Source organism: Enteroscipio rubneri, assembly GCF_002899715.1.
In the GTDB taxonomy this organism is placed as follows: domain Bacteria; phylum Actinomycetota; class Coriobacteriia; order Coriobacteriales; family Eggerthellaceae; genus Enteroscipio; species Enteroscipio rubneri.
Genome location: NZ_PPEK01000002.1, coordinates 73599 through 93615, shown reverse-complemented (window position 1 = coordinate 93615; position 20017 = coordinate 73599). Strand labels below are relative to the sequence as shown.

The 20017-nt window shown below is 63.5% G+C and carries 15 protein-coding genes and 2 tRNA genes; 3 read left to right on the top strand and 14 right to left on the bottom strand.

The annotated features are described in order from the left end of the window. Positions 1–35: 35 nt before the first annotated feature. The 9 genes from ribF to trpS form a co-directional block, all read right to left on the bottom strand. The gene (ribF, locus tag C2L71_RS03170) at positions 36–959 is read right to left on the bottom strand and encodes a riboflavin biosynthesis protein RibF (RefSeq protein WP_103264344.1); all 924 of its coding nucleotides are present in this window, start codon (positions 957–959) and stop codon (positions 36–38) included. After that, positions 943–1956 (bottom strand): tRNA pseudouridine(55) synthase TruB, encoded by a 1014-nt coding sequence (truB, locus tag C2L71_RS03165; protein ID WP_103264343.1) that lies wholly within the window; start codon positions 1954–1956, stop codon positions 943–945. Before truB ends, ribF begins: the two co-directional genes overlap by 17 nt. Next, positions 1953–2999, bottom strand: coding sequence for a DHH family phosphoesterase (locus C2L71_RS03160; protein WP_103264342.1), 1047 nt, complete (start codon positions 2997–2999; stop codon positions 1953–1955). Before C2L71_RS03160 ends, truB begins: the two co-directional genes overlap by 4 nt. 9 nt (positions 3000–3008) lie before the next feature. Continuing rightward, a complete protein-coding gene (gene rbfA / locus C2L71_RS03155) occupies positions 3009–3449 on the bottom strand; it encodes a 30S ribosome-binding factor RbfA (RefSeq protein ID WP_103264341.1) in 441 nt (146 codons plus the stop codon). Between the two features lie 334 nt (positions 3450–3783). Beyond that, on the bottom strand, positions 3784–6540 hold the full coding sequence (gene infB / locus C2L71_RS03150) for a translation initiation factor IF-2 (protein ID WP_103264340.1): 2757 nt from the start codon (positions 6538–6540) through the stop codon (positions 3784–3786). A 17-nt stretch (positions 6541–6557) separates the two neighbouring features. After that, on the bottom strand, positions 6558–6833 hold the full coding sequence (rnpM, locus tag C2L71_RS03145) for an RNase P modulator RnpM (protein ID WP_103264339.1): 276 nt from the start codon (positions 6831–6833) through the stop codon (positions 6558–6560). A gap of 25 nt (positions 6834–6858) precedes the next feature. After that, entirely contained in the window at positions 6859–8079 is a 1221-nt protein-coding gene (gene nusA, locus C2L71_RS03140) for a transcription termination factor NusA (RefSeq protein WP_103264338.1), read from the bottom strand. Between the two features lie 27 nt (positions 8080–8106). After that, a complete protein-coding gene (locus tag C2L71_RS03135; protein WP_103264337.1) occupies positions 8107–8577 on the bottom strand; it encodes a ribosome maturation factor RimP in 471 nt (156 codons plus the stop codon). 288 nt (positions 8578–8865) lie between these two features. Then, positions 8866–9912, bottom strand: a complete 1047-nt coding sequence (gene trpS, locus C2L71_RS03130; protein ID WP_103264336.1) for a tryptophan--tRNA ligase — start codon at positions 9910–9912, stop codon at positions 8866–8868. A 291-nt stretch (positions 9913–10203) separates the two neighbouring features. Here trpS and C2L71_RS03125 point away from each other — a divergent pair, with 291 nt between their 5' ends. Beyond that, entirely contained in the window at positions 10204–10713 is a 510-nt protein-coding gene (locus C2L71_RS03125; RefSeq protein ID WP_103264335.1) for a DUF6125 family protein, read from the top strand. A gap of 31 nt (positions 10714–10744) precedes the next feature. On the opposite strand, the gene C2L71_RS03120 is transcribed toward C2L71_RS03125, so the two are convergent. Both C2L71_RS03120 and C2L71_RS03115 read right to left on the bottom strand, forming a co-directional pair. Continuing rightward, on the bottom strand, positions 10745–13114 hold the full coding sequence (locus tag C2L71_RS03120) for a PAS domain-containing protein (RefSeq protein WP_170042418.1): 2370 nt from the start codon (positions 13112–13114) through the stop codon (positions 10745–10747). Positions 13115–13630: 516 nt separating this feature from the next. Next, a tRNA-Val gene (locus tag C2L71_RS03115) sits at positions 13631–13705 on the bottom strand. A 201-nt stretch (positions 13706–13906) separates the two neighbouring features. Here C2L71_RS03115 and C2L71_RS03110 point away from each other — a divergent pair. After that, positions 13907–13981: transfer RNA gene (locus C2L71_RS03110), tRNA-Ile, on the top strand. A gap of 151 nt (positions 13982–14132) precedes the next feature. After that, positions 14133–14831 carry a YczE/YyaS/YitT family protein gene (locus tag C2L71_RS03105; protein WP_103264333.1) on the top strand — a complete coding sequence of 233 codons (699 nt, stop codon included), beginning with the start codon at positions 14133–14135 and terminating at the stop codon, positions 14829–14831. A gap of 75 nt (positions 14832–14906) precedes the next feature. On the opposite strand, the gene rlmKL is transcribed toward C2L71_RS03105, so the two are convergent. The 3 genes from rlmKL to C2L71_RS03090 form a co-directional block, all read right to left on the bottom strand. After that, positions 14907–17216, bottom strand: a complete 2310-nt coding sequence (gene rlmKL, locus C2L71_RS03100) for a bifunctional 23S rRNA (guanine(2069)-N(7))-methyltransferase RlmK/23S rRNA (guanine(2445)-N(2))-methyltransferase RlmL (protein WP_103264332.1) — start codon at positions 17214–17216, stop codon at positions 14907–14909. Between the two features lie 226 nt (positions 17217–17442). Beyond that, positions 17443–18711, bottom strand: a complete 1269-nt coding sequence (gene rpoD / locus C2L71_RS03095) for an RNA polymerase sigma factor RpoD (RefSeq protein WP_103264331.1) — start codon at positions 18709–18711, stop codon at positions 17443–17445. Between the two features lie 256 nt (positions 18712–18967). Continuing rightward, positions 18968–19927: an AEC family transporter gene (locus C2L71_RS03090; RefSeq protein ID WP_170042416.1), complete on the bottom strand. Its 960-nt coding sequence runs from the start codon at positions 19925–19927 to the stop codon at positions 18968–18970. Between the last annotated feature and the right edge of the window lie 90 nt (positions 19928–20017).

Below are 20017 nucleotides of genomic sequence, written 5' to 3'. Positions count from 1 at the left end.
ATCCTTCGGCAGAAGCCGAAAGCGGAAAGGACGTTCTACAGGTTCTCCTTCACCCAGGTTATGTTATCCTTGACCGTCGCGATAAGCTCGTCAAGGTCGTCGAACTTGCGCATGGGGCGCAACCAGTGCGCAAACTCCACCTTCACGCGCTTGCCATAGAGATCGCCGTCGAAATCGATCAGATGCACTTCGCAGGTCGCCGTGGCACGATCGGCGAACGTCGCCGCCACGCCGACGTTCACAGCAGCCTTGAATCGGGCGCCGTCGACATCGGCCCAAGCAGCGTAAACGCCGTCGCTGAGCGGGCGCAACTGATCGGGCACCGTCAGATTGGCCGTGCGGAAACCGAAGTCGGCCCCTTCCCCGCGTCCCGGAGAGACCGTCCCTGTCATGAAGTACAGGCGACCCAACAGGCGATTCGCTTCCTCGATATCACCTTCCGCCAAAAGCAGGCGAATGCGCGTGGCCGTGATGGGCGCGCCATCCTCGCTCTTGAGGCCATGCGCGCACACCTGCGTTCCCATGTTCGAAGCCCACGCATCAAGATCCCGGACCGTGCCCGCAGCACGAGCGCCGAATTTGAAATCGAATCCTACATGCAGGAATGCAGGAGGAGTACCGTCGAACGTCTGCAAAAGGAACTCTTCAGGACTCGACGCAGCGAACTCCCGTGTGAACGGAAGTATCACAACAGCATCGACCCCCGTCGTTGCAAGCATGGCGAGACGCTCGTCGTTTCCCATAAGCTTCTTCAAGCGCTCGGGATGGAAGGTCTCGTCGGGGTCAATATCGAACGTGAGCGCAATGCTCTTTCCGCCGCTCTCGCGTGCTGTTTTCTGCGCGCAGCCAAGCAGAAAACGATGCCCCAGGTGCACGCCGTCAAAAACGCCGAAGGCACACGACGAGTCCTTGAAAAAGCTGTGGTCGAACGATGCGTCGACTCTATAGATCTCCGCCACGAGACACCCCCTTCTGAAACACACACCGCGCCCGGTACCAGCCGAGCGCCTCATCGTACTCGTACAACGCCGCAAGTCGGTTTTCCGCGACAAGTGCGACAAGCTCGCCATCTGCAGGAGGCTCGAGGCTCTCCCGCACACCCGCCGTGCAGGCGCAGAACTCCGCGGAAAGCGGCGATGTCCTTCGCTCGAACAGCTCCAACGCGGCTGACGGCAGCTGCGCTCCGTTCGCGGCCTTTCCCGCCAGGTCCTTCGATACGAAGGCGAAGCGAACGCCCAGCAGACGCACCGGATCGAGCGCAGCACGATCCTTCAGCTCGGCAAGAGCCTCGAGGCTCGCGCACTCCTCGAGTCCGAGCATGCCGATTGCCGTGCGCTCAAGCGCCTCAACGTGCGCCGGACACCCGAGCGCCAGGCCCGCATCGCGGGCAAGCGCACGAATATAGGTCCCCTTCGACACGTGGAATTCGATGTCCCACACGGGATAATCGCGTGCACCGACCTCCCGCACAGCCAAGAGCCGCGCATCGTACACGGTGATATCGCGCGGCGCAAGGTCGATGATGGTGCCGGCCCGGGCAGCTTCGTACGACTTTCTGCCGCCCACTTTGACGGCGGAATAAGCAGGAGGCATCTGCTTGCGAGAACCTACGAGCCCGGCGACGAATGCAGCGGCGAACCCCTCGTCAAGCACGCGCCTCGGCACCGGCGCCGTCCGCACCACGGCACCGTCGGCATCGTCGGTGTCGGTGCCCGCACCGAAGGCGACCGCTACACGATAGCGCTTGTCGTGGCCGGTCAGATACGGCCCCAGCCGCGTCGCCGGGCCAACGCACACGGGAAGCACACCGGTCGCCATGGGATCGAGCGTCCCCGTGTGCCCCACGCGCCGTTCCTCGAAGATCGATCGGCAGCGGTTCACAACATCATGCGAGCTCATGCCGGCAGGCTTGTTCACTCCGACGACAAGCGAACGCCCCGACGTCCCCCTCTTCACGCCCGGCGCGCCTCCTCGGATGGACGGACTGCATCAACCGCCCGGTCGCAACCAGCGCCGACAGCCTCGACGAGCACCCTGCGCACGATGCCGCGCGCTTCCTCGAGCGAGCGCTTGAGCGTAAAACCGGCGGCAGCCCGGTGGCCGCCTCCGCCGAAGTGCCGAGCAATGGCGGCGACGTCGGTATCATCCTTCGCGCGGATGCTGCCGCGTACGACATCGTCCTGCTCGCGCAGCACGCAGGCAACCCGCACGCCAGCCACCGAGCGCAGCGCATCGATGACGGGCTCTGCATCAGCCTTGACCGCGTCCAAGGCAGCGAAATCAGCCAATGAGAGCCAGCTTAGCGCGACGGAGCCGCCAGCCTCCAGCTCCATGCGATCGACAGCAATGCTCTCAAGGCGGATGGACGCCAAGCTGCGGTTCTGAAAGACCTCGCGTGACACTGAAGACGGATCGGCGCCTGCGCCCACCATGTCCGCAGCAGCAGCGAGCGCTGCGCGGTCGGTGTTCTGATACTGGAAGCGGCCCGTATCGGTCACAAGGCCTGTATAGCAGCACGTAGCCACATCGCCCACGCGATCCGCTCTCATAAGGCGCGCAACTTCCCACACGAGCATCGTAACGGATGCAGCTTCCGGATCAACGTACGCCAATTCGGTCATCGCGGTATCGGCAGCGTGGTGATCGAGCGTGAGCGATGCAGCACAGCGGTCGAGCAATGCCGCAGCGGCCTCTCCCATGCGCTCGCGCGTGGGCACATCCACCGCGACAAACGTGACCGCCTCGCCCGAAAACGACGAGGCCGGAACCATATCCGCGATGCCGGGCAAGAACCCGAGCCGCGTATCGACGGGTTCGTCCTTCGCCAGCAGACAGGTCGCACGTTTGCCGAGCGAGCGCAAAGCGGCGGCCAGCCCCAACTGAGAGCCAAGACAGTCCCCATCGGGGCTCACATGCCCGCAGATGACAAAATCGTCGCGGGACGCAAGGAAACGCGCAACGGAGGGAAGATCAATGTTCGTCTGGGGCGTGACCGCCATCGGCGCCTCCTATTCGTCACGCTCGGCCGAAGCCTGAGCTTCGACCTCATGTTCGGCGAACGCATCGGCATCGGCCGGCACATCGCTTTGAACGTCGATGGGTTTCCTGTTGCGCACCGCATCCCGCTCAAGCGCCGTGGCAATGCGCTCGGCCTGATCCACGCTCGTATCCAGTAAAAAACGCAGCTCGGGCGCTACCCTCCACGAAAGCTTTTTCGCCATCAACGATCGGATAGCTCCCGACGCCTTCTGAAAGGCTGCCGCCACGTCGTCATAGCGCTCCGGCTCGGTGGTATAGAACACGTTGCATACGCTGCGATCGTAGCTGACCTCGCAACCCGTAATGGTAACCAGCTCAAGACGCGGATCGGATATCTCGAACAAAAGGATGCTCGCAATCACTTCGCGCGCTTGCTCGTTGACCTTGCGGTTCGATGAACTCTGCTTCATGGTCCCATCTCCTTCCGAAGAGGCATTTCGTTTCCAGTCAGCGCTGCGCTGGATCCTTCGCCTCGCTTCACACGATCAGGATGACAAAAAGGGCTTCTAGCTAACCGAGCGACCTCGGCATCCAACGTCAGCCCTTAGGTCCAGCATACCGCGAGGGGAGCGGTCGAAAAGGGACGCCCCGTCACGGTAACCGCAAAGTTGCCATAGCGGGGCGTCCGGCGGTGCCCACCAAGCGAGTTCCGCACGAGTCGAAACGTCCACTGGAGGTTTCGCGCGAGCAGGACTGCCGAGCGACTGAGCATTGCTGGGCGCTTCGCGGAGCAGGTCCTTCTCGCTATTCCGTGCGCTCGACTTCTTTCACGACGTACCCCTCAATGGTGTCGCCCACCTTGAGGTCCTGGAACTTCTCGATGCCGATACCGCACTCGTAGCCCTGCTTCACGGATTTCACGTCGTCTTTGAAGCGGCGCAAAGATGCCATGACGCCCTCGAAGATCACGGTGCCGTCGCGTACGATACGCACCTTGTCGTCGCGGTGCAACTCACCCTCGACGATGTAGCAGCCGGCCACGGTGCCCACCTTCGGCACCTTGAAGGTCTCGCGCACCTCGGCGATGCCGGTATCCTCTTCCACGATGTCGGGGGACAAGAGGCCCACGCGCGCGGCGTTGATCTCCTCGATAGCCTGATAGATGACGCGGTACAGGCGGATGTCCACCTTCTCCTTCTCGGCCTGCACCTTCGACTTGCCCGTGGGGCGCACGTTGAAGCCGATGATGATGGCGTCGGAGGCGGAGGCCAGCGTGACGTCGGTCTCGGTGATGCCGCCCACGGCCGAGTGCACGATGTTGATGCGCACCTCGGACTGGTCCATCTTCTCGAACGCGTCGCGCAGCGCCTCGATAGAGCCCTGCACGTCGGCCTTCACGATGAGGTTCAGGTCGGTCTGCTTACCCTCCTCGATGCGACTGAACAGGTCGTCCAGGCTCACATGAGACTTCGTCTCCTGCTCGGCCAGGCGGGCGCGCAGCGCGCGCTCCTCGGCCAGCTTGCGGGCGTCGCGCTCGTCCTCGAACACCCGGAACTCGTCGCCGGCGGTAGGAACACTGTTGAGGCCGAGGATCTCCACCGGGTCGGCCGGTAGCGCTTCGTCCACATGCTTGCCGCGCGGATCGATGAGCGCACGGACGCGGCCGTAGGAGGCGCCCGCCACCACGACATCGCCCGGATGAAGCGTGCCCCGGTGGACGAGCACGGTGGCCACCGGTCCGCGGCCCTTGTCCAGATTCGCCTCGATGACGAAGCCGGAAGCCTCGGCGTCGGGGTTCGCCTTGAGTTCGAGCACATCCGCCTGCAGAAGGATGGTCTCCAGCAGATCGTCGATGTGCAGCTTCTGCTTCGCGGACACCTCGACAAACATATTCTTGCCGCCCCACTCTTCGGGAATGACCTCGTATTCAGTCAACTCCTGACGCACGCGGTCGGGGTTCGCACCCGGCTTGTCGATCTTGTTCACCGCCACCACGATGGGCACGTTGGCCGCCTTCGCGTGGTTGATAGCCTCGACGGTCTGCGGCATGACGCCGTCGTCGGCGGCCACCACGAGCACGATGACGTCGGTGACCTGGGCGCCGCGGGCGCGCATGGCCGTGAACGCCTCGTGGCCCGGCGTGTCGATGAACGTGATCTTGCGACCGTCGATGTTCACAACCGACGCGCCAATGTGCTGCGTGATACCGCCGGCCTCACCCGCGGCAACGCCCGTGTCGCGGATGGCGTCCAGAAGCGACGTCTTGCCGTGGTCGACGTGGCCCATGACGGTGACGACGGGCGGACGGGGCTTGAGGTCCTCATCGCGATCGTGGTAGACGACTGCGTACTCCTCTTCCGGAGACACGACACGCACCTTGCGGCCCATGTCGTCGGCGATGAGCTCCACCAGCTCGTCGCCCATGGATTGGGTGAGCGTAAGCACCTGGCCCAACATGAACAGGCGCTTGATGACGTCGTTGGGTTGTACGCCGAGGATCTCGGCAAACTTCGCCACCGTAGCGCCCTGAGGTATCTCCACGACGGAATCGTCGAGGACGAGCGTGGGATCGAGACCCTTCTCAATGGCCTCGAGCTCGAGACGCTCGCGGTTCTCGGCTTCGCGCTTTTCTTTGCGCTTCTTGCGGCGGCCCTCACCTTCGTGCGAGGTGGCGGCAGCTACGGCAGCGCGAGCCTCGGCCAGCACCTTGTCCCGCTGCAGCTTCTCGGCCTGCACGGCCATCTGGGCGTAGCGGTCTTCGCCTGAAACCTGCTGCATCTCCAGCTCAGGAACAACCTGCTCGAAGTGCGATGCGCCCTTCTTGCCCTTCTTTGGACGCTCGGGCTTGGCGCCGCGGCGCGCGCCGGCGGCGGGATGCGCCTGCTTCTGGGCTTCGATACGCTGCTTCTCGGCCTCGATCTGGGAAAGCAGCGAGTCGAATGCGGGCTTCTTCGCGCCCAAGACCGGTGCAGGCTTCTTGGCGTTCTGCACTGCTGTTGCGCTTTTGGAGCCCTTTGAGCTGCGGTTGCGCAGCGCCTCCTCCACCGCCTGCTTCTTGGCGACCTCGGCCGCCATCTTGGCGGCTCGGGCTCGGGCTCGGGCCTCGGCGGCCTCGCGGGCGACACGCTCCTTCTCGCTCTCGATCTGGCTTGCCAGGCTCTCGAACGGCGAGGATGCAGGCGCCTTCTTCGGCTTGTCGGAACCATCGGCTCCCGCGCCGCTCTCATCGTCGGACGAGCCCTCGGCGCGCTGCGCGCGCTCGGCCTCGCGGGCGGCACGCTCCTGCTCCACGGCTTCGCGACGGGCGCGCTCCTCCTCGGCGCGCTTGCGCTCGGCCTCGGCCTGCTCTTCAGCCAGCTTTCTGGCCTCTTCATCCTCCAGCTTGCCCGCGCGCTGCTTGATCTCGGGCTCGAGGTTCTTGCGTATCTTATCGACGTAAGCGTCCGCGAGCATGCTCGCATGGCTCTTCGCGGGGATCTTCATCTGCTGCAGCTTGTCGAGCAGCTCCTTGCTCGACATATCGAATTCCTTCGCCAACTCATGTACTCGCATGCTGGCCATATACCACTCCTCTACTTCTATCTCGCTTCGCGCGCGTGCGTTGCGACGTCGGCGGCGATCCTGTCGTACTCGTCGCTGCCGAGCGTCGCCTTGAGCGCCCGGTCGAGCTTTTTCTTCTTGCATGCGGCGGCGAAGCACTCCTCGGAGCAGACGTACGCCCCCCTGCCCGGCGCACGGCCGGTCTTGTCAAACGACACGACGCCGGACGGGTCGCGCACGATGCGCATGAGCTCGGCCTTGCCGGCCAGCTTCCCGCATGCGATGCAGCTGCGCTGCCGCTTCGTTGTCGCCATGGAACCGCCCCTCTCCTGCTTCGACCTATACCTCGTCGAACTCGGCGTGCACGCCGCAGTACCGGCTGCCCGGACGAGCATGGTTGCGGCAGCGGACGCCGTCTTCGCCCACGAACGCGCACACCCCCGCTTCGTCATCGTCGATCTCGGCCTCATCGATGAGCATATTGCCGTCGGATGCGGCGAGCGGCTCGCCGGTGAAACTCGTGCTCTTGATGTCGATATGCCATCCTGTGAGGCGCGCGGCCAGACGCGCGTTCTGCCCCTCCTTGCCGATGGCGAGCGACAGCTGATCATCGGGCACGATGACGGTGGCGTAATGATTCTCCTCGTCCACCATCACGCGCGTGACCTTGGCCGGCGACAGCGCGTTCGCCACGTAGACGGCCGGATCCTCGGCCCACTGGATCACGTCGACGCGCTCGTTGCGCAGCTCTTCAACCACCATGCGCACGCGGCTGCCCTTGGGACCCACACACGCGCCCACCGGATCGAGATTCGCCTCACGGGAGGCGACGGCCACCTTCGAGCGCGCGCCCGGCTCGCGGGCGATGGACTTGATTTCCACCATCCCGTCGTAGATCTCGGGCACTTCGATCTCGAATAGGCGGCGGATAAGATCAGGGTGCGTCCTCGACACGACGATGGGAGGCCGCGCCTGCTCGCCACGCATCTTCGGCGCATCGGAATTCGGATCGCGCACTTCGATGATGAGCACCTTCAGGCGCTGGTTGTGACGGTAGTGCTCGCCGGCCGGGCGCTCGTTGCGCTCGTTCGGATTGCGCTTCACGTCGTAGTGCGGAAGCTCAGCCTCCACGCCATCGCGGATCTTGATGATGGTGAAGTCGGGCGTGCCCTGCAAGACCGTGCCCGTCACAAGATCGCCCACGCGGTCCGAGAACTCCTCGAAAATGGACTGACGGCCGGCCTCGCGCACGATGGATGCGATAACGCCCTTGGCGTTCTGAGCGGCAATGCGACTCACATCGGCAGGCGTGACGTCGCGTTCTTCGTATTCCTCGTACTCGCCGGTCTCCTCGTCGGGTTCGCCCACGGGCACCAGTTCATACACATAAATGCGACCCGTCTGGCGGTCGATGGTCACGCGCGCGTCCCACTCGAGATCCAGAATGCGCTCGTAGCTTTTCGCGAGCGACTGCTCCAGACGCTCGATGAGGTAGAACTCGTCGATCTTGCGTTCGTGGGCCAGCGCCTGCAGCGCCTCAATCAGTTCTGAACTTGCCACGTTTTCGCTTCCTTTCCTCCGAATGCTCTAGGAGCCGAAATCGATCGCGCCCTTCAAGCGGGCACGTTTGATGGTATCGAACGGTATCTGCACGGACTCGCCGTCCACGTCGAGAACGACAAGCCCTTCCTTCGCGGAAAGGATCGTCCCCGTCCAGGAGCTGCGCCCCTCGCAAGGCTGGGTGGTCTTCACTACGGCCGTCTCGTTCGCGAACCGGGCGAAATGATCGAGCGTGCGCAGCGGGCGGTCGATGCCCGGCGAGGATACCTCAAGGGTATACGCTCCGGGAAACGGATCGAGCTCGTCCATGATGTCGTTGATCCACGCCTGCGCGGTCGACAGCTCGTCAAAGCTCACGCCGTCGGGCGTGTCTATAAACACGCGTATCGTCGGCGCCTTCTTCGCCCCCACAATCTCCACGGTGACGACTTCGACGCCCTCGGCCTCCGCGCGGGGGGCCAGCGCATCGAGCAGCTGCTGTTCCTTCTTGCTGAGCACGCCTTCTCCTTCCCCGCCGCACGCTCGTTCCTCGAGCGAAGCCGGCGTCTTCTTCCATCCTGCTGACCCCGTGCATCCGGGGCCCTACAAACAAAGAAAGCGGGGCAAGCCCACTTTCTCATGTCTCGAAAGTATGGTGCGCGCCACATCCAACCCGTCCCACGCGCATTGCTTCGTAGTTTATACCATATTCAGCATGACTTGCCTAGAGATGCGATCGGGCTGCCCGCAATCTCCTCACATTTTCGGATCGTCCGAGCAACACCTCGAAAGCGCTCGGAGCCTTGCTCAGTACACCATGCCCATCGCCTCGCGCACCTCGTTGAGCGTTGCATTCGCAATCTCGTTGGCGCGGCGGTTCCCCTCGTGTAGCACGTCCTCGATGTAGGCCATATCGCCTTCCAGTTCGCGTCGACGTTCGCGAATGGGCGCCAGAAAGCCGTTTACGCTTTCAGCGACGTACTTCTTGAGCGCGCCAGCGCCGGACTCGCCAATCTCGTCGGCAATCTCCTGCTCGGTGCGCCCGGTGCAGAGGGCGGCCGTGGTCAGCAACGCCGATACGCCGGGCCGGCTCTCCTTGTCGTAGGTGATCATGCGGTCGGCGTCGGTCTTGGACTTTTTGATGAGCTTGGCCGTCTCCTCGTCGGTCGCCGACAGCGCAATGGCGTTGCCGTAGCTCTTCGACATCTTGCGCCCGTCGAGTCCGGGGATCTCCACAGCGTCGTTGAGCACGCCCTCAGGCTCGGGAAACACCTGCGCGTAGCGTTCGTTGAAGCGGCGCGCGATCATACGCGTCTGCTCGATGTGGGGAAGCTGGTCTTTGCCCACCGGCACGATATTGCCCTTGCAGAACAGGATGTCGCACGCCTGATGCACGGGATAGGTGAGCAAAAGGCCCGTAAGTGCATGGCCCGACGCCTCCATCTCGGACTTCACCGTGGGGTTGCGCTGCAGCTCGGCCTCGGTTACGAGCGACAGAAACGGCAGCATGAGTTGGTTCAGGGCGGGCACGGCCGAATGCGTGAATACGATGGTCTTGTCCGGGTCGATGCCGCAGGCCAGGTAGTCCACAACCATGTTGCGCACGTTGTCTGCGATGTGCTCGGTGGTGTCGCGATCGGTGATCACCTGATAGTCGGCAATGATGATGCGCGTGGCGATGCCCATGTCCTGGAGCGCGACGCGCTCGCGAATGGTGCCGAAGTAGTGGCCCAGATGCAGCCGACCTGTCGGGCGGTCGCCGGTCAGCATGGTGTAGTTCTCAGGATGGACGGATAAATCGGCGCGGATCTCGTCCGAGCGCTTGCGGCTTGCCTCGAAGCTATCGATACTCATTGCGTCATTCCTTACCTGCGGTGGGTCACGGGCGCGGCCACGTCCTGGCGGTGCCGCGTATCGGCGGGCCGGAGCACCCCGATCCGCACCGCAACAGTATAGCGGTTTTGGACGCGCGCCCCGCAAAAACGCCCGAATCGGGAAGCCTCGGCGCAAGCCTCGGGAGCCGAGCGCTATAATCGTCGCCCAACGGAACCCGTTCGGGGCCCGGATGAACCGAACGACACGATCGGGCGCCGCCACCTACCCGCCGCAGGGAACCGGCGAACGCCTCCTGCAAGGAGTTGAGCCATGAACGACGTCATCGAAAGCCTTACGCACGACCAAATGGTCGAGCTTTTGGAGATCTACGCCAAGAACCTTGTCGCGCTGGACGGCACTTGGTTCCAATCGGTCGAACGCGACGACGGCATGGACGCAGCCATGCACCACGACCGAGAAGCCTGGCGGCGGTTCAGCGTGTCGGAGGCGCGACGCATCAAGGGCTTCCTCGGACTGCCCGAGCATCCCGGACTCGAAGGGCTCGCGCAGGCGCTCCCCCTGCGCTGCCAGTCGGCCGCAAACGTCGACGAGATCATACTGGAAAAGGGCGAGTTGCTCTACCGCATCGTCGATTGCCGCGTGCAGAACGCGCGCGACCGCAAGGGTATGGGGTTTCACCCCTGCAAGAGCGTGGGCATCATCGAGTACGGGGTGTTCGCCGAGAACATCGACGATCGCATCGCATGCGAGTGTCTGAGCTGCTATCCCGAGATCGAAGATGAAACCTGCAACTGCTCGTGGAAGTTCACATTGAAGTAGATACGTTTCCGCTACTCGGGTTCGACAACAATCAGTCGGCGCTTTGCCGCACGCGTTGCTTTTCGTCGTACATGGCCTGGTCGGCCCGGCGGATGAGATCGCCCAGTGCGAGGGGCGCACGACTCCACGTGCTCCCGATGGCGGCCGTGGCCGCCACTCCCCGATCGCTGGACAGCGCGCGCATGGCCTCCTTCCATCGCGCTGCAAGCGCAGGAAGCTCAGCCTCGTCGCCGTTGCACGCCACCACGAGGAACTCGTCGCCGCCGTAGCGGTAGCCGTGTATGCGCTCGTCGGTGACGGCCCGGATGCCGTCCGCTACCAGCTTCAGCAGCACGTCGCCCTGCTCGTGGCCTTGTGTGTCGTTCACGGTCTTCAGGTGGTTCACGTCGAAGAACAGCACGCCGCACGACGAAAGCTCCTGGTAGACGCTCGCCTGCATGCGGGCGAGCCTCGTGCGGTTGAACAGCCCCGTGAGCTCGTCGTGCTCGGCCATTTCGCGTTCCCTGGCGGCCAATTCATCGGTCAGGTCGGTGTAGTAGCCGCTGAGCAGCAGGTTGCCGTCGCGATCGTCGGTCACGCGGTAGAACACCTGCATGGGCACGTAGCTGCCGTCGCCGCGGATGAGGCGCAGTCGTAGCGTGATGGTCTCACGGGTGGCGACGAGCTTCTCCAGCGCCAGGCGCGCCATCTCCTCGTCGTCGGGATGCACGCCCGTGAAGCCGTCCGTGCTGTAGAACCTGACGCACTCGTCATGGCTCATGCCGCTTATGCGACAGAACTCCTCGTTGATGAAGATGGGCACGGTCCTGCCGTCGGGAGTCACCAGCTGCTGCACGAAGCCGCCCGGCATGTCGTTCATGATGTCGCGCAGCACCCGGTTGTCGCGCAGGATCTGCTCCTCGTTGTCGCGACGCCGCAGCATGGCCGTCATATAGTCGCCTAGAGCCATGAGGTGACTCACGTGGGAGGCGTTGCGCATGGGGTTGTCGACCCCCATGAAGCCGACAAGCTCCGTGCCGCTGCGCAGCGGCACGAGAATGAGGCGCTGGATGCCTTGGTTGGTGATGATCTGGCCCGCATCGATACCGCTGTCCGCAATGCCGCGGGAGTCGTTCAGAAAGATGCTTTCGCCTTTCCTCAGAATGCCCAGAGCGTACTCCTGCAACGCATAGGGAACGTGCTGTAGGTTTTCCTTCTCCGGAACCACTCCTGGAGCACAGGTCTCATAGGTGTTGTTCGACTCCTGCCGCTTCTCGTCCAGCTCGAAGACGTAGGAACGATCGCCGTCGAAGTACTCGCGCATCTTCTCGAGCGCCAGGCGGATGGAGTCGTTCGGGTCGGATCCCACCAGCAGGTAGCGCGAGACGTCGTTGAGGAAGCTCAGCTGCTCGTTGATCTCCTGCGCCTGGCGCTCCGCCCTCCGCTGGTCGGCCAGGGCGACGCTCAGTGAGCGCGTCTCTTCGCTGATGGGCGTATAGGTGGTGTACATGACACTTTTGATCGGGCCCTTTTCCACTACGCGCCCCACAAGATGGAACGGCACATAGCTGCCGTCTCCTCTGAGCGTGCGGATATCGCATTCCATCTGGCGGTCTTCGAGCACGGCTTCGTCGATAGCACGCATCAGGCGCTCGCGATCATCGACGTGGACGGCCCGGATGGCGTCGTGCAGGCGCAGCTCGGCAGCGTCCCGACCGACCAGCTCGATGTAGCGTTTGTTGATGTGGGGGCAGTCGATGGTGCCGTCCGCGGCTATCTCGAAGATGATCGCGCCGCACGGCAGGTTGTCCAGAAGCTCGCGGCGGCGTTCCTCGCGCTCCCCCTCCGACGTGATATCGGCAAAGTAGGCGTTGATGCACCTCGAACCATCCGCGTCTGCCGTTGCGCGGTAGAACGCCTGAAACAACAGGTAGCCCTTCTGCTTGTGCAGAAAGCGCGCCCGAGCCGAAAAGACGGTACGCTTCTCCATGGCCTGCGCGATCGCCTGTTGAAGCGCCGCCACGTCGTCCGGATGCACACCCGCATAAACGTCCGAGACGACGAGCAGCATCGCCTCGGCACGGCCCATGCCCATCATGCGGCAGAACCCGTCGTTCACGAACACGGGCACAACGCTGCCATCGGGCGCCATCCTCATGCGGATGAAGCCGCCGGGAGCTTCGTTGATGAGCTTCAGAGCGAGATCGCTCGCCTTTTCCAGCGGCAGGCTTTGGACGTCGCCTTCCCGCAAGCGGGCCTCGGGCGCGTTCCGGTTGCACAGAGCTTTCTTGAGGCGCGCGCGGACAAGGCGCGGATGAGCAGGTAGTGCGATGACATCCTCGGCCCCCTGCTCGAGAGCGGCCGCCTGCGCAACCTCGTCGTCTTCCGGCGCGAGGGCGAGCACGGCGAAGCTCGACGTCATTCCACCGTCCCGCAACCGCCCGAGAAGATCCCCGGCACCCGGCGCAGCGAAATCGCATAAGATCGCATCAGGAACGGAAGCGTCGACGAGCCGCAGGGCGTCTTCAACCGACGTCGCAAACTCGAAACAAAAATTGTCTTCGGCCGCTGCGCAAAGAGCATTGTGCTCAGCAGGCGCGATGTAAACGCCCAACACTGTTTTCGGTTGTTCTCCCATCGCGCTTGCGCCGCTCATGCCCGCCTTCTCTTTCCGTCGCGTATACGTTGCAGTATACCGAGTTCGACCGCGATATGGTACAAGAGGTTGCACGTGCCACGATGCTTCGCATAGTATCGCCAGATGCGCATGCCAAAGCGGATCGAGAAGAGTGGAAACGCGTCCAAAGCCCGCATATCATGCCGGCAACCCGGCAGAACCCCAGCAGCGAAGAGGACGGAGCGCAACCGAGAAGGGAACCCGGCAACCGCGCAAAGACGAAGCGGGCCGTCGGGTTGCCCCGACGGCCCGGATGGTTCATGGTGGTCGCTACAGGATTTGAACCTGTGACCCCCGCCGTGTGAAGGCGATGCTCTCCCGCTGAGCCAAGCGACCGAATACGTTGATGCGTTCCAACGTGCTGGAATATTCTAGCGGCATTTCGCATTTCGCGCAAGGGAAGATTCCCCGAATCACGAAATTCGTTTTACGGGCGCACCCGCATGCATCCGGCCATCGTAGACGCTCCTCGCAAACCGCACATACATCCAACTGGCATCCATGCGCGTTTTGGGATAGAATAGCGGAGCGCTTGAGGGGCCTATAGCTCAACGGTGGAGCAGAGGACTCATAATCCTTTGGTTGCAGGTTCGAATCCTGCTGGGCCCACCACGATACAACCGCCGTCGATCGCACAGATCGACGGCTTTTTTCGTCAGCAGCCAATCGCGAGCCCCGTCGATACGATCGCATTGGAGCAGGACGGTACCCGAACGGGACGGCCTCTCCATCATCATCGCAAGACTCGATCCGGAAGTGGACCATGAAACAGATAGCAGTGCGCTCCTGCCTGCTTGCCGCAGGCATTGTCATTATGGCGGCCGGTATCGTCATCGTCACGAAAACGAGCCTGGGCACCTCCCCCATATCCTCGCTCGGCTACGTGCTGAGCCTATCGTTTCCGAACATGTCCTACGGCGCGTTCATGTTCGCTTGGAACATCGCGCTGCTGCTAGGACAGATCGCCGTGCTCCGGCGCGACTTCAAGGCGATCGCACTGCTCCAGATCCCCATCTCCGTGGTGTTCAGCTTGGGTATCGACGCGTTCAACAACCTGTTCGTCCTCTATGAGCCCTCCTCCTATCCAGAATCGCTCGTGCTGCTCGCGATCGGGGTGGTCGTGCTCGCATTCGGCGTGGCCTGCACAGTGGTCGCCAACGTTGCCATGAACAGCGGCGAAGCACTCGTCTGCGCAGTCGCGGGCAAGGCGGGCTGGAACTTCGGACGTACGAAAGTGGGCTTCGACCTCGTATGCGTCTCCTTGGCCGTGGCGGCTTCGCTCGTTCTGCTTGGGGGCATCGAAGGCGTGCGCGAGGGCACGCTCGTCGCCGCGTTCGCCACCGGGCTGGTCGCGAACGCTTTCATTGATCTCATGGGCGGCGCACGTCCGCCGCTTGCCGAGCCTTCGAGCGGAAGCCGGAAGACGGGGAAAGGCGAGCGCGCGCCCGAAGCCGGCGCATGATCACCGGCATGCAAAGCCGACGGCGGGCGAGCGGCCTCAAGCCTTCCTGCGCGAAGCCTGCATCTTGCGCTCCGCTTAGGGACGTCTCGCAAGATAGCACTGGTGGATGCGCGGATTGCGCTCGAAGTCGTGCGGAATGGTCTGCGCCGTGATGTTCTCGAGGACCACGCCATATCTGGCAAGCGCATCGACATCGGGCTTGAAGCTCCGCAGGTTGCAGGAGAACACGATCTCGCCGCCTTCCGTCAGAAGGCGGGACGCACCGATGAGGAGCTCTACGTGGTCGCGCTGCACGTCCCACGTACGCTTGCCCATGGCCTTCGAATTCGAGAACGTCGGCGGATCCGCGAAGATCAGATCATAGCGAAGGGGCTTGCGCCGGCATTCGGTGATCCAGGCCATGACGTCCGCGCGCTCGAAGGAGTGCTCCGGACCGTCGAAGCCGTTGGCCTCCATGTTGCGCCGGGCCCAATCCAGATAGGTCTGCGAAAGATCCACCGTGGTGGTCTCCACCGCTCCCCCGCCGGCCGCATGCACGGTGGCCGTACCGGTATACGCGAACAGGTTGAGGAAGCGCTTGCCAGCCGCCTTCGAGCCCACCAACTGGCGCGTGATGCGATGATCGAGAAAAATGCCCGTGTCCAGGTATCCCGAGAAGTCCACTTCGAGCAAATAGCCGCCCTCGTCGATATGCGTGACATAGGAACGGCTCCCCGCATCACGGTACTGGCTTCCGCCCTTGTCGCGACGGCGCGTCTTCGCGAATACGTGGTCCGGGCGCACGCCGAGCGCCACCGGCGCGATGGCCAGCACATCGTCGAAGCGGCGTTGGGCCTTGGCGGGATCGACCGAGGCGGGCGGCGCGTACTCGGCAACATGCAGGAAGGCAGTACCCGCAGCATCCCCCGCTCCCGCATACACGTCGACAGCGACCGCATAATCGAGCAGATCGGCATCGTACACGCGGTAGTTTTCCACTCCCTCGCGTCGCGCCCATTTGCGGCGCTCCTTAGCCACTTTGAAAAGGCGCGCAGCGAATTGTTCCGATGCAGGCTCCAACACCTCCACGCGATGTTCCGCTCCACCCGCCGGATCGGGCACTGTGACCGACGTCGCCTTGATGGGCGGCGTAGCGAACACGAGCGCTTCGACAGCGACGCGGTCGCGCCCGAGCACGACCCGCACGTGGGGCGGCGCCCCAAAACGCGCTTCGACAGCGGCTCCGCCCGCCTCGGCGAACGTCGAGCCTGCAGGCGCCGCAGCCGCCGCAGCGACGAATGCAGAAGCATCGGCCTGGGCGCTCGCCTCGGAAGATCGCTCGCGCGCGCCCAGCACGCTGGCCACGAAGCCGACCGGGGCTTCGTGGCCCGAACGCTCGCCCGCACGCGCAGCGGCGGCGCCTACGCGCTCGACGAGCCCAACCACGCCTTCCGCACCGAACGCCTCGATACTGACCGCCTGACGCAAACCCGCGCGCTTGGCGCGACCGCGAGCCCGGGCAATGGCCGGCGACGAGGTGGACGCGCCTGCGAAGCGCACGACGTCCAGGTTGGGTCGGGCCGAGCCGGGGTCGTCAATCGTCCCCTCGACCGCGGCCCCGGCCAGCCCGCGCTCGAATCGCTCATCGGCTTCAGCCAGCAAGTCATCCCACACATGCTCGTCGAAGCGCGCCCATCCGAAGAAGCCCCATCGATCGCGCGTAAGCCCGGGCGCCAGATCGCACGCTACGCTCGCCGCCTCGACGACCACGGAACCGTCGCCACACGTAGGATCGACCAGCGATGCGCCCGCATGCGCGATTTCATCCCACCCGGCGATCGCCAGCAGACCGGCAGCCAGCGCGCATTCGAGCGGCGCTTCCGCCCCATCGTCGGGAGCGAGATACGCGCGCCGGTACAGCGATGCGCCCGACAGATCGAGCGAAACGGTGGCGCGCTTGTCGCGGATGCGCACATCGATGGCCGCATCGGGATTCTCGGTATCTACATCGGGACGAAGTCCTCGCACCTCGCGCAGCCGATCGCACACAGCGTCCTTCACCTTTAGCGCCGTGAAGCGCGTGTTGCGCAGCTCGTCGTTCGAACCGTGCGCCGACACCGCGATGCTGGCGCCGGGCGCGATGACGTCCTCCCAGGGAATATCCAGCACATCGTCGAAAAGGAGATCAGCCATACGCGCGTCGACGCGTCCCACCACGAGCATGATGCGCGAGGCCAGCCGCGACCACAAACACGCTTCGAGCGCACGTCGCACGTCGCAATAGAAGGCCACACCCCCACCAAGCGGACGCACGCGCTTGATCCCGAGCCGTTTCAGTTCCTCGGCGAGCGGTGACTCCAACCCGGAAAGACAGCTAGCGAAGAATTCGAGGTTTTCCTTGTCCATGAAATGCGGTCCAATCGGTCATGCGGCTGGCAGCGCCTCGCAGTCCAACAGGATGCGAAAGCATCGGTTGGTGCATATCGTATCCGATCAACCTAAGGGGGATCAGACCAGCGCCCCAATATCCATAAACGATCGGGCCCGACGATGCCGGCCTCTCAACGGGAAGTAAGTCAATGACGGCAGAAAAGGTATCGACCCGCAGAAATTTCTGCGGGTCGATACGGTTCTAATCTTCCAGGTAGTCCTTCAGCTTGCTCGAGCGGGACGGGTGGCGCAGCTTCGCGAGCGTCTTGCTCTCGATCTGGCGGATTCTCTCGCGCGTGACGCCGAACTCGCGCCCCACTTCCTCCAGCGTGCGCGGATGGCCGTCCTCCAAGCCGAAGCGCAGGCTGATGACCTTGCGCTCGCGCTCGGCCAGGCCGTCGAGCACCTTCGACAGCTGCTCCTGCAGCATGCTGAACGAGGCGGCATCAGGCGGCACCACCGCAGCGTCGTCCTCGATGAAGTCACCCAGCTGGGAGTCTTCCTCCTCGCCGATGGGCGTTTCGAGCGACACGGGTTCCTGCGAGATCTTCTGAATCTCGCGCACGCGCTCGGCGGGCAGGCCCATCTCCTTGCCGATCTCCTCGGGCGTGGGCTCGCGGCCGAGCTCCTGCAGCAGCTGGCGCTGGATGCGCACGAGCTTATTGATGGTCTCCACCATGTGCACGGGGATGCGGATGGTGCGAGCCTGGTCGGCGATGGCGCGCGTAATGGCCTGGCGGATCCACCAGGTGGCGTACGTCGAGAACTTGAAGCCCTTAGTGTAGTCGAACTTCTCCACCGCGCGGATGAGGCCGAGGTTGCCCTCCTGAATGAGGTCGAGGAACAGCATGCCGCGACCCACATAGCGCTTGGCGATGGACACGACGAGGCGCAGGTTCGCCTCGATGAGCTGCTGCTTCGCGTCGATGCCCACCTGCTCGATGCGGCCGAGGCGGCGCTTCTCGCGGCGCTCGAGCTCGATGCCCTCGTCCTCCGCGCGCTCGAGCTCCTCCGTGGCGGCCACGCCGGCTTCGATCTTCATGGCGAGGTCGATCTCCTCCGCCGCGGTGAGCAGCGGGACCTTGCCGATCTCCTTCAGGTACATGCGAACGGGGTCGCCCGTGAGCACCGTGATGCCCGCATCGGCGCCGCGCTTGCGCGCGCTGCGAACCTTGCTCTTGCTCACCTTGGGCAGCGGCACTTCAACGGTGGCTTTCAACTCTTCTTCAGGAATGCCTTCGAGCAGATCCTCGTCGTCGCTGTCCTCCGTCAGCCCGTCGGCGAGCTTGTCCTCGATGGCGGAGGAATCGGATCCGAGGTCGTCCGCATCGACGCCGGGCTCCGCGACGAGGTCGTCGGAGCCTTCGTCGTCGAGCGCATCGTCTTCTAGTATCTCTTCGGGTTGAACCGGGGCTTTCGCAGTGTCGTTCTTCTCAGGGGCTGATGCTTTTTTCTTCGAAGCTTGGGCCACGTGATCTTCCTTTCCTGCTGTGAGCGCGGGCACGGCAAAACTCACGCACCGGGCGCAAAGATACAGCTGAACAATATACCACAAGTGACGAAGAACATGAACCCTCAATCGAATCGCGGATATATCCGCCATCCTTCTCGCGATTCTCGCTCCTTGCATTCCGCCTGACGCAAAGAGCGGATACGGCCGATCGGCACCCCCCCCCGAACGAGAAGGATGAAGCGCTTCATCGACGTAGCTACCCCTCGGACGAGCGCTACGCCACGATGAGGGCAATGATCGGCAGCGTGACCAGCGAAAGCACCGTGGTAAGGAAGGTTCCTCGCGCCATCGCCTGCACATCGCCTCCGTAGGCGAGGCACATCATGGTGCCAGAGGATGCCGCGGGCATGCCCGACAGAAGCGCGGTGATCGCCAGGATATAGGGGTCCTTAATGAATATCCCGCCCACCACGAACACCAGGAGGGGCACGCCCACCAGGCGCAATGCCGTCGTCACGTAAGCCCAGCCGTCGGATATCATGTCCTTCAGCGGCATCTTCGCGAGCGTCGAGCCTATGACCAGCATGGCCGCGGGCACGGTCATCTGCCCGAGCAGCCCGCATGCCTGTCCCACGAAGCCCGAATCGGTGACGCCCAGAAGCGCAAGGGCCATGGCAGCAAAGCAACTGAGCAGGCACGGGCTCACCAACTGCTTAGCGATCAGCTTCAACTGGTACGCGGCGCCCGGCCCGCGGCCGCCCGCATCGTCGGAACTCATGATAAACAGCAGCCCGACGGAATACAGGAAAAGGTTGTAGGGAATGTTGTAGATCGCCCCGTAGAGCACCGCGTCAGCCCCGAACACGGCATCGAGCACAGCGAAGCCGATGAACCCCGTGTTGCCGAACGCGATGAGGAAGGCGTGCGCGCCCCGCGCGCTCTTGGAGACGCCCCGGTACAGGAAGCGGACGATGAGAAAGGCAACCGGGCACACGATCACGTATACCGCCGTCGAGCAGGCCATCATGACGAGGATGGTCTCGGAACTTGGAAGGTTCTGGTTGCCCAGCACCGAATCGAGAATCATGCCCGGCAGCGCCACGGTCATAACCAAGCGCGACAACGTCGAATCGAACGTGTCGTTCATCAGATCCCGTTTGCGCGCCACGGCTCCGAGCAGCACTATAGTAAACAGAACCAGCATCTGAAAACCCGCGTGTCCCAATACCTCCATCGCGCGATACCTTCGCTTCCCCTTCTCCGTCGGCGATCCCGCAACGCGGCATCGCCGACTATGATACCCTTTCCCACATGCGGGCGCTTC

Excerpts from the sequence above, each read along its gene's own strand:
- C2L71_RS03160 (WP_103264342.1), bottom strand. The coding sequence starts at position 2,999 with ATGGCGGTCACGCCCCAGACGAACATTGATCTTCCCTCCGTTGCGCGT.
- rbfA (WP_103264341.1), bottom strand. The coding sequence starts at position 3,449 with ATGAAGCAGAGTTCATCGAACCGCAAGGTCAACGAGCAAGCGCGCGAA.
- infB (WP_103264340.1), bottom strand. The coding sequence starts at position 6,540 with ATGGCCAGCATGCGAGTACATGAGTTGGCGAAGGAATTCGATATGTCG.
- rnpM (WP_103264339.1), bottom strand. The coding sequence starts at position 6,833 with ATGGCGACAACGAAGCGGCAGCGCAGCTGCATCGCATGCGGGAAGCTG.
- trpS (WP_103264336.1), bottom strand. The coding sequence starts at position 9,912 with ATGAGTATCGATAGCTTCGAGGCAAGCCGCAAGCGCTCGGACGAGATC.
- C2L71_RS03125 (WP_103264335.1), top strand. The coding sequence starts at position 10,204 with ATGAACGACGTCATCGAAAGCCTTACGCACGACCAAATGGTCGAGCTT.
- C2L71_RS03120 (WP_170042418.1), bottom strand. The coding sequence starts at position 13,114 with ATGACGTCGAGCTTCGCCGTGCTCGCCCTCGCGCCGGAAGACGACGAG.
- C2L71_RS03105 (WP_103264333.1), top strand. The coding sequence starts at position 14,133 with ATGAAACAGATAGCAGTGCGCTCCTGCCTGCTTGCCGCAGGCATTGTC.
- rlmKL (WP_103264332.1), bottom strand. The coding sequence starts at position 17,216 with ATGGACAAGGAAAACCTCGAATTCTTCGCTAGCTGTCTTTCCGGGTTG.
- C2L71_RS03090 (WP_170042416.1), bottom strand. The coding sequence starts at position 19,927 with ATGGAGGTATTGGGACACGCGGGTTTTCAGATGCTGGTTCTGTTTACT.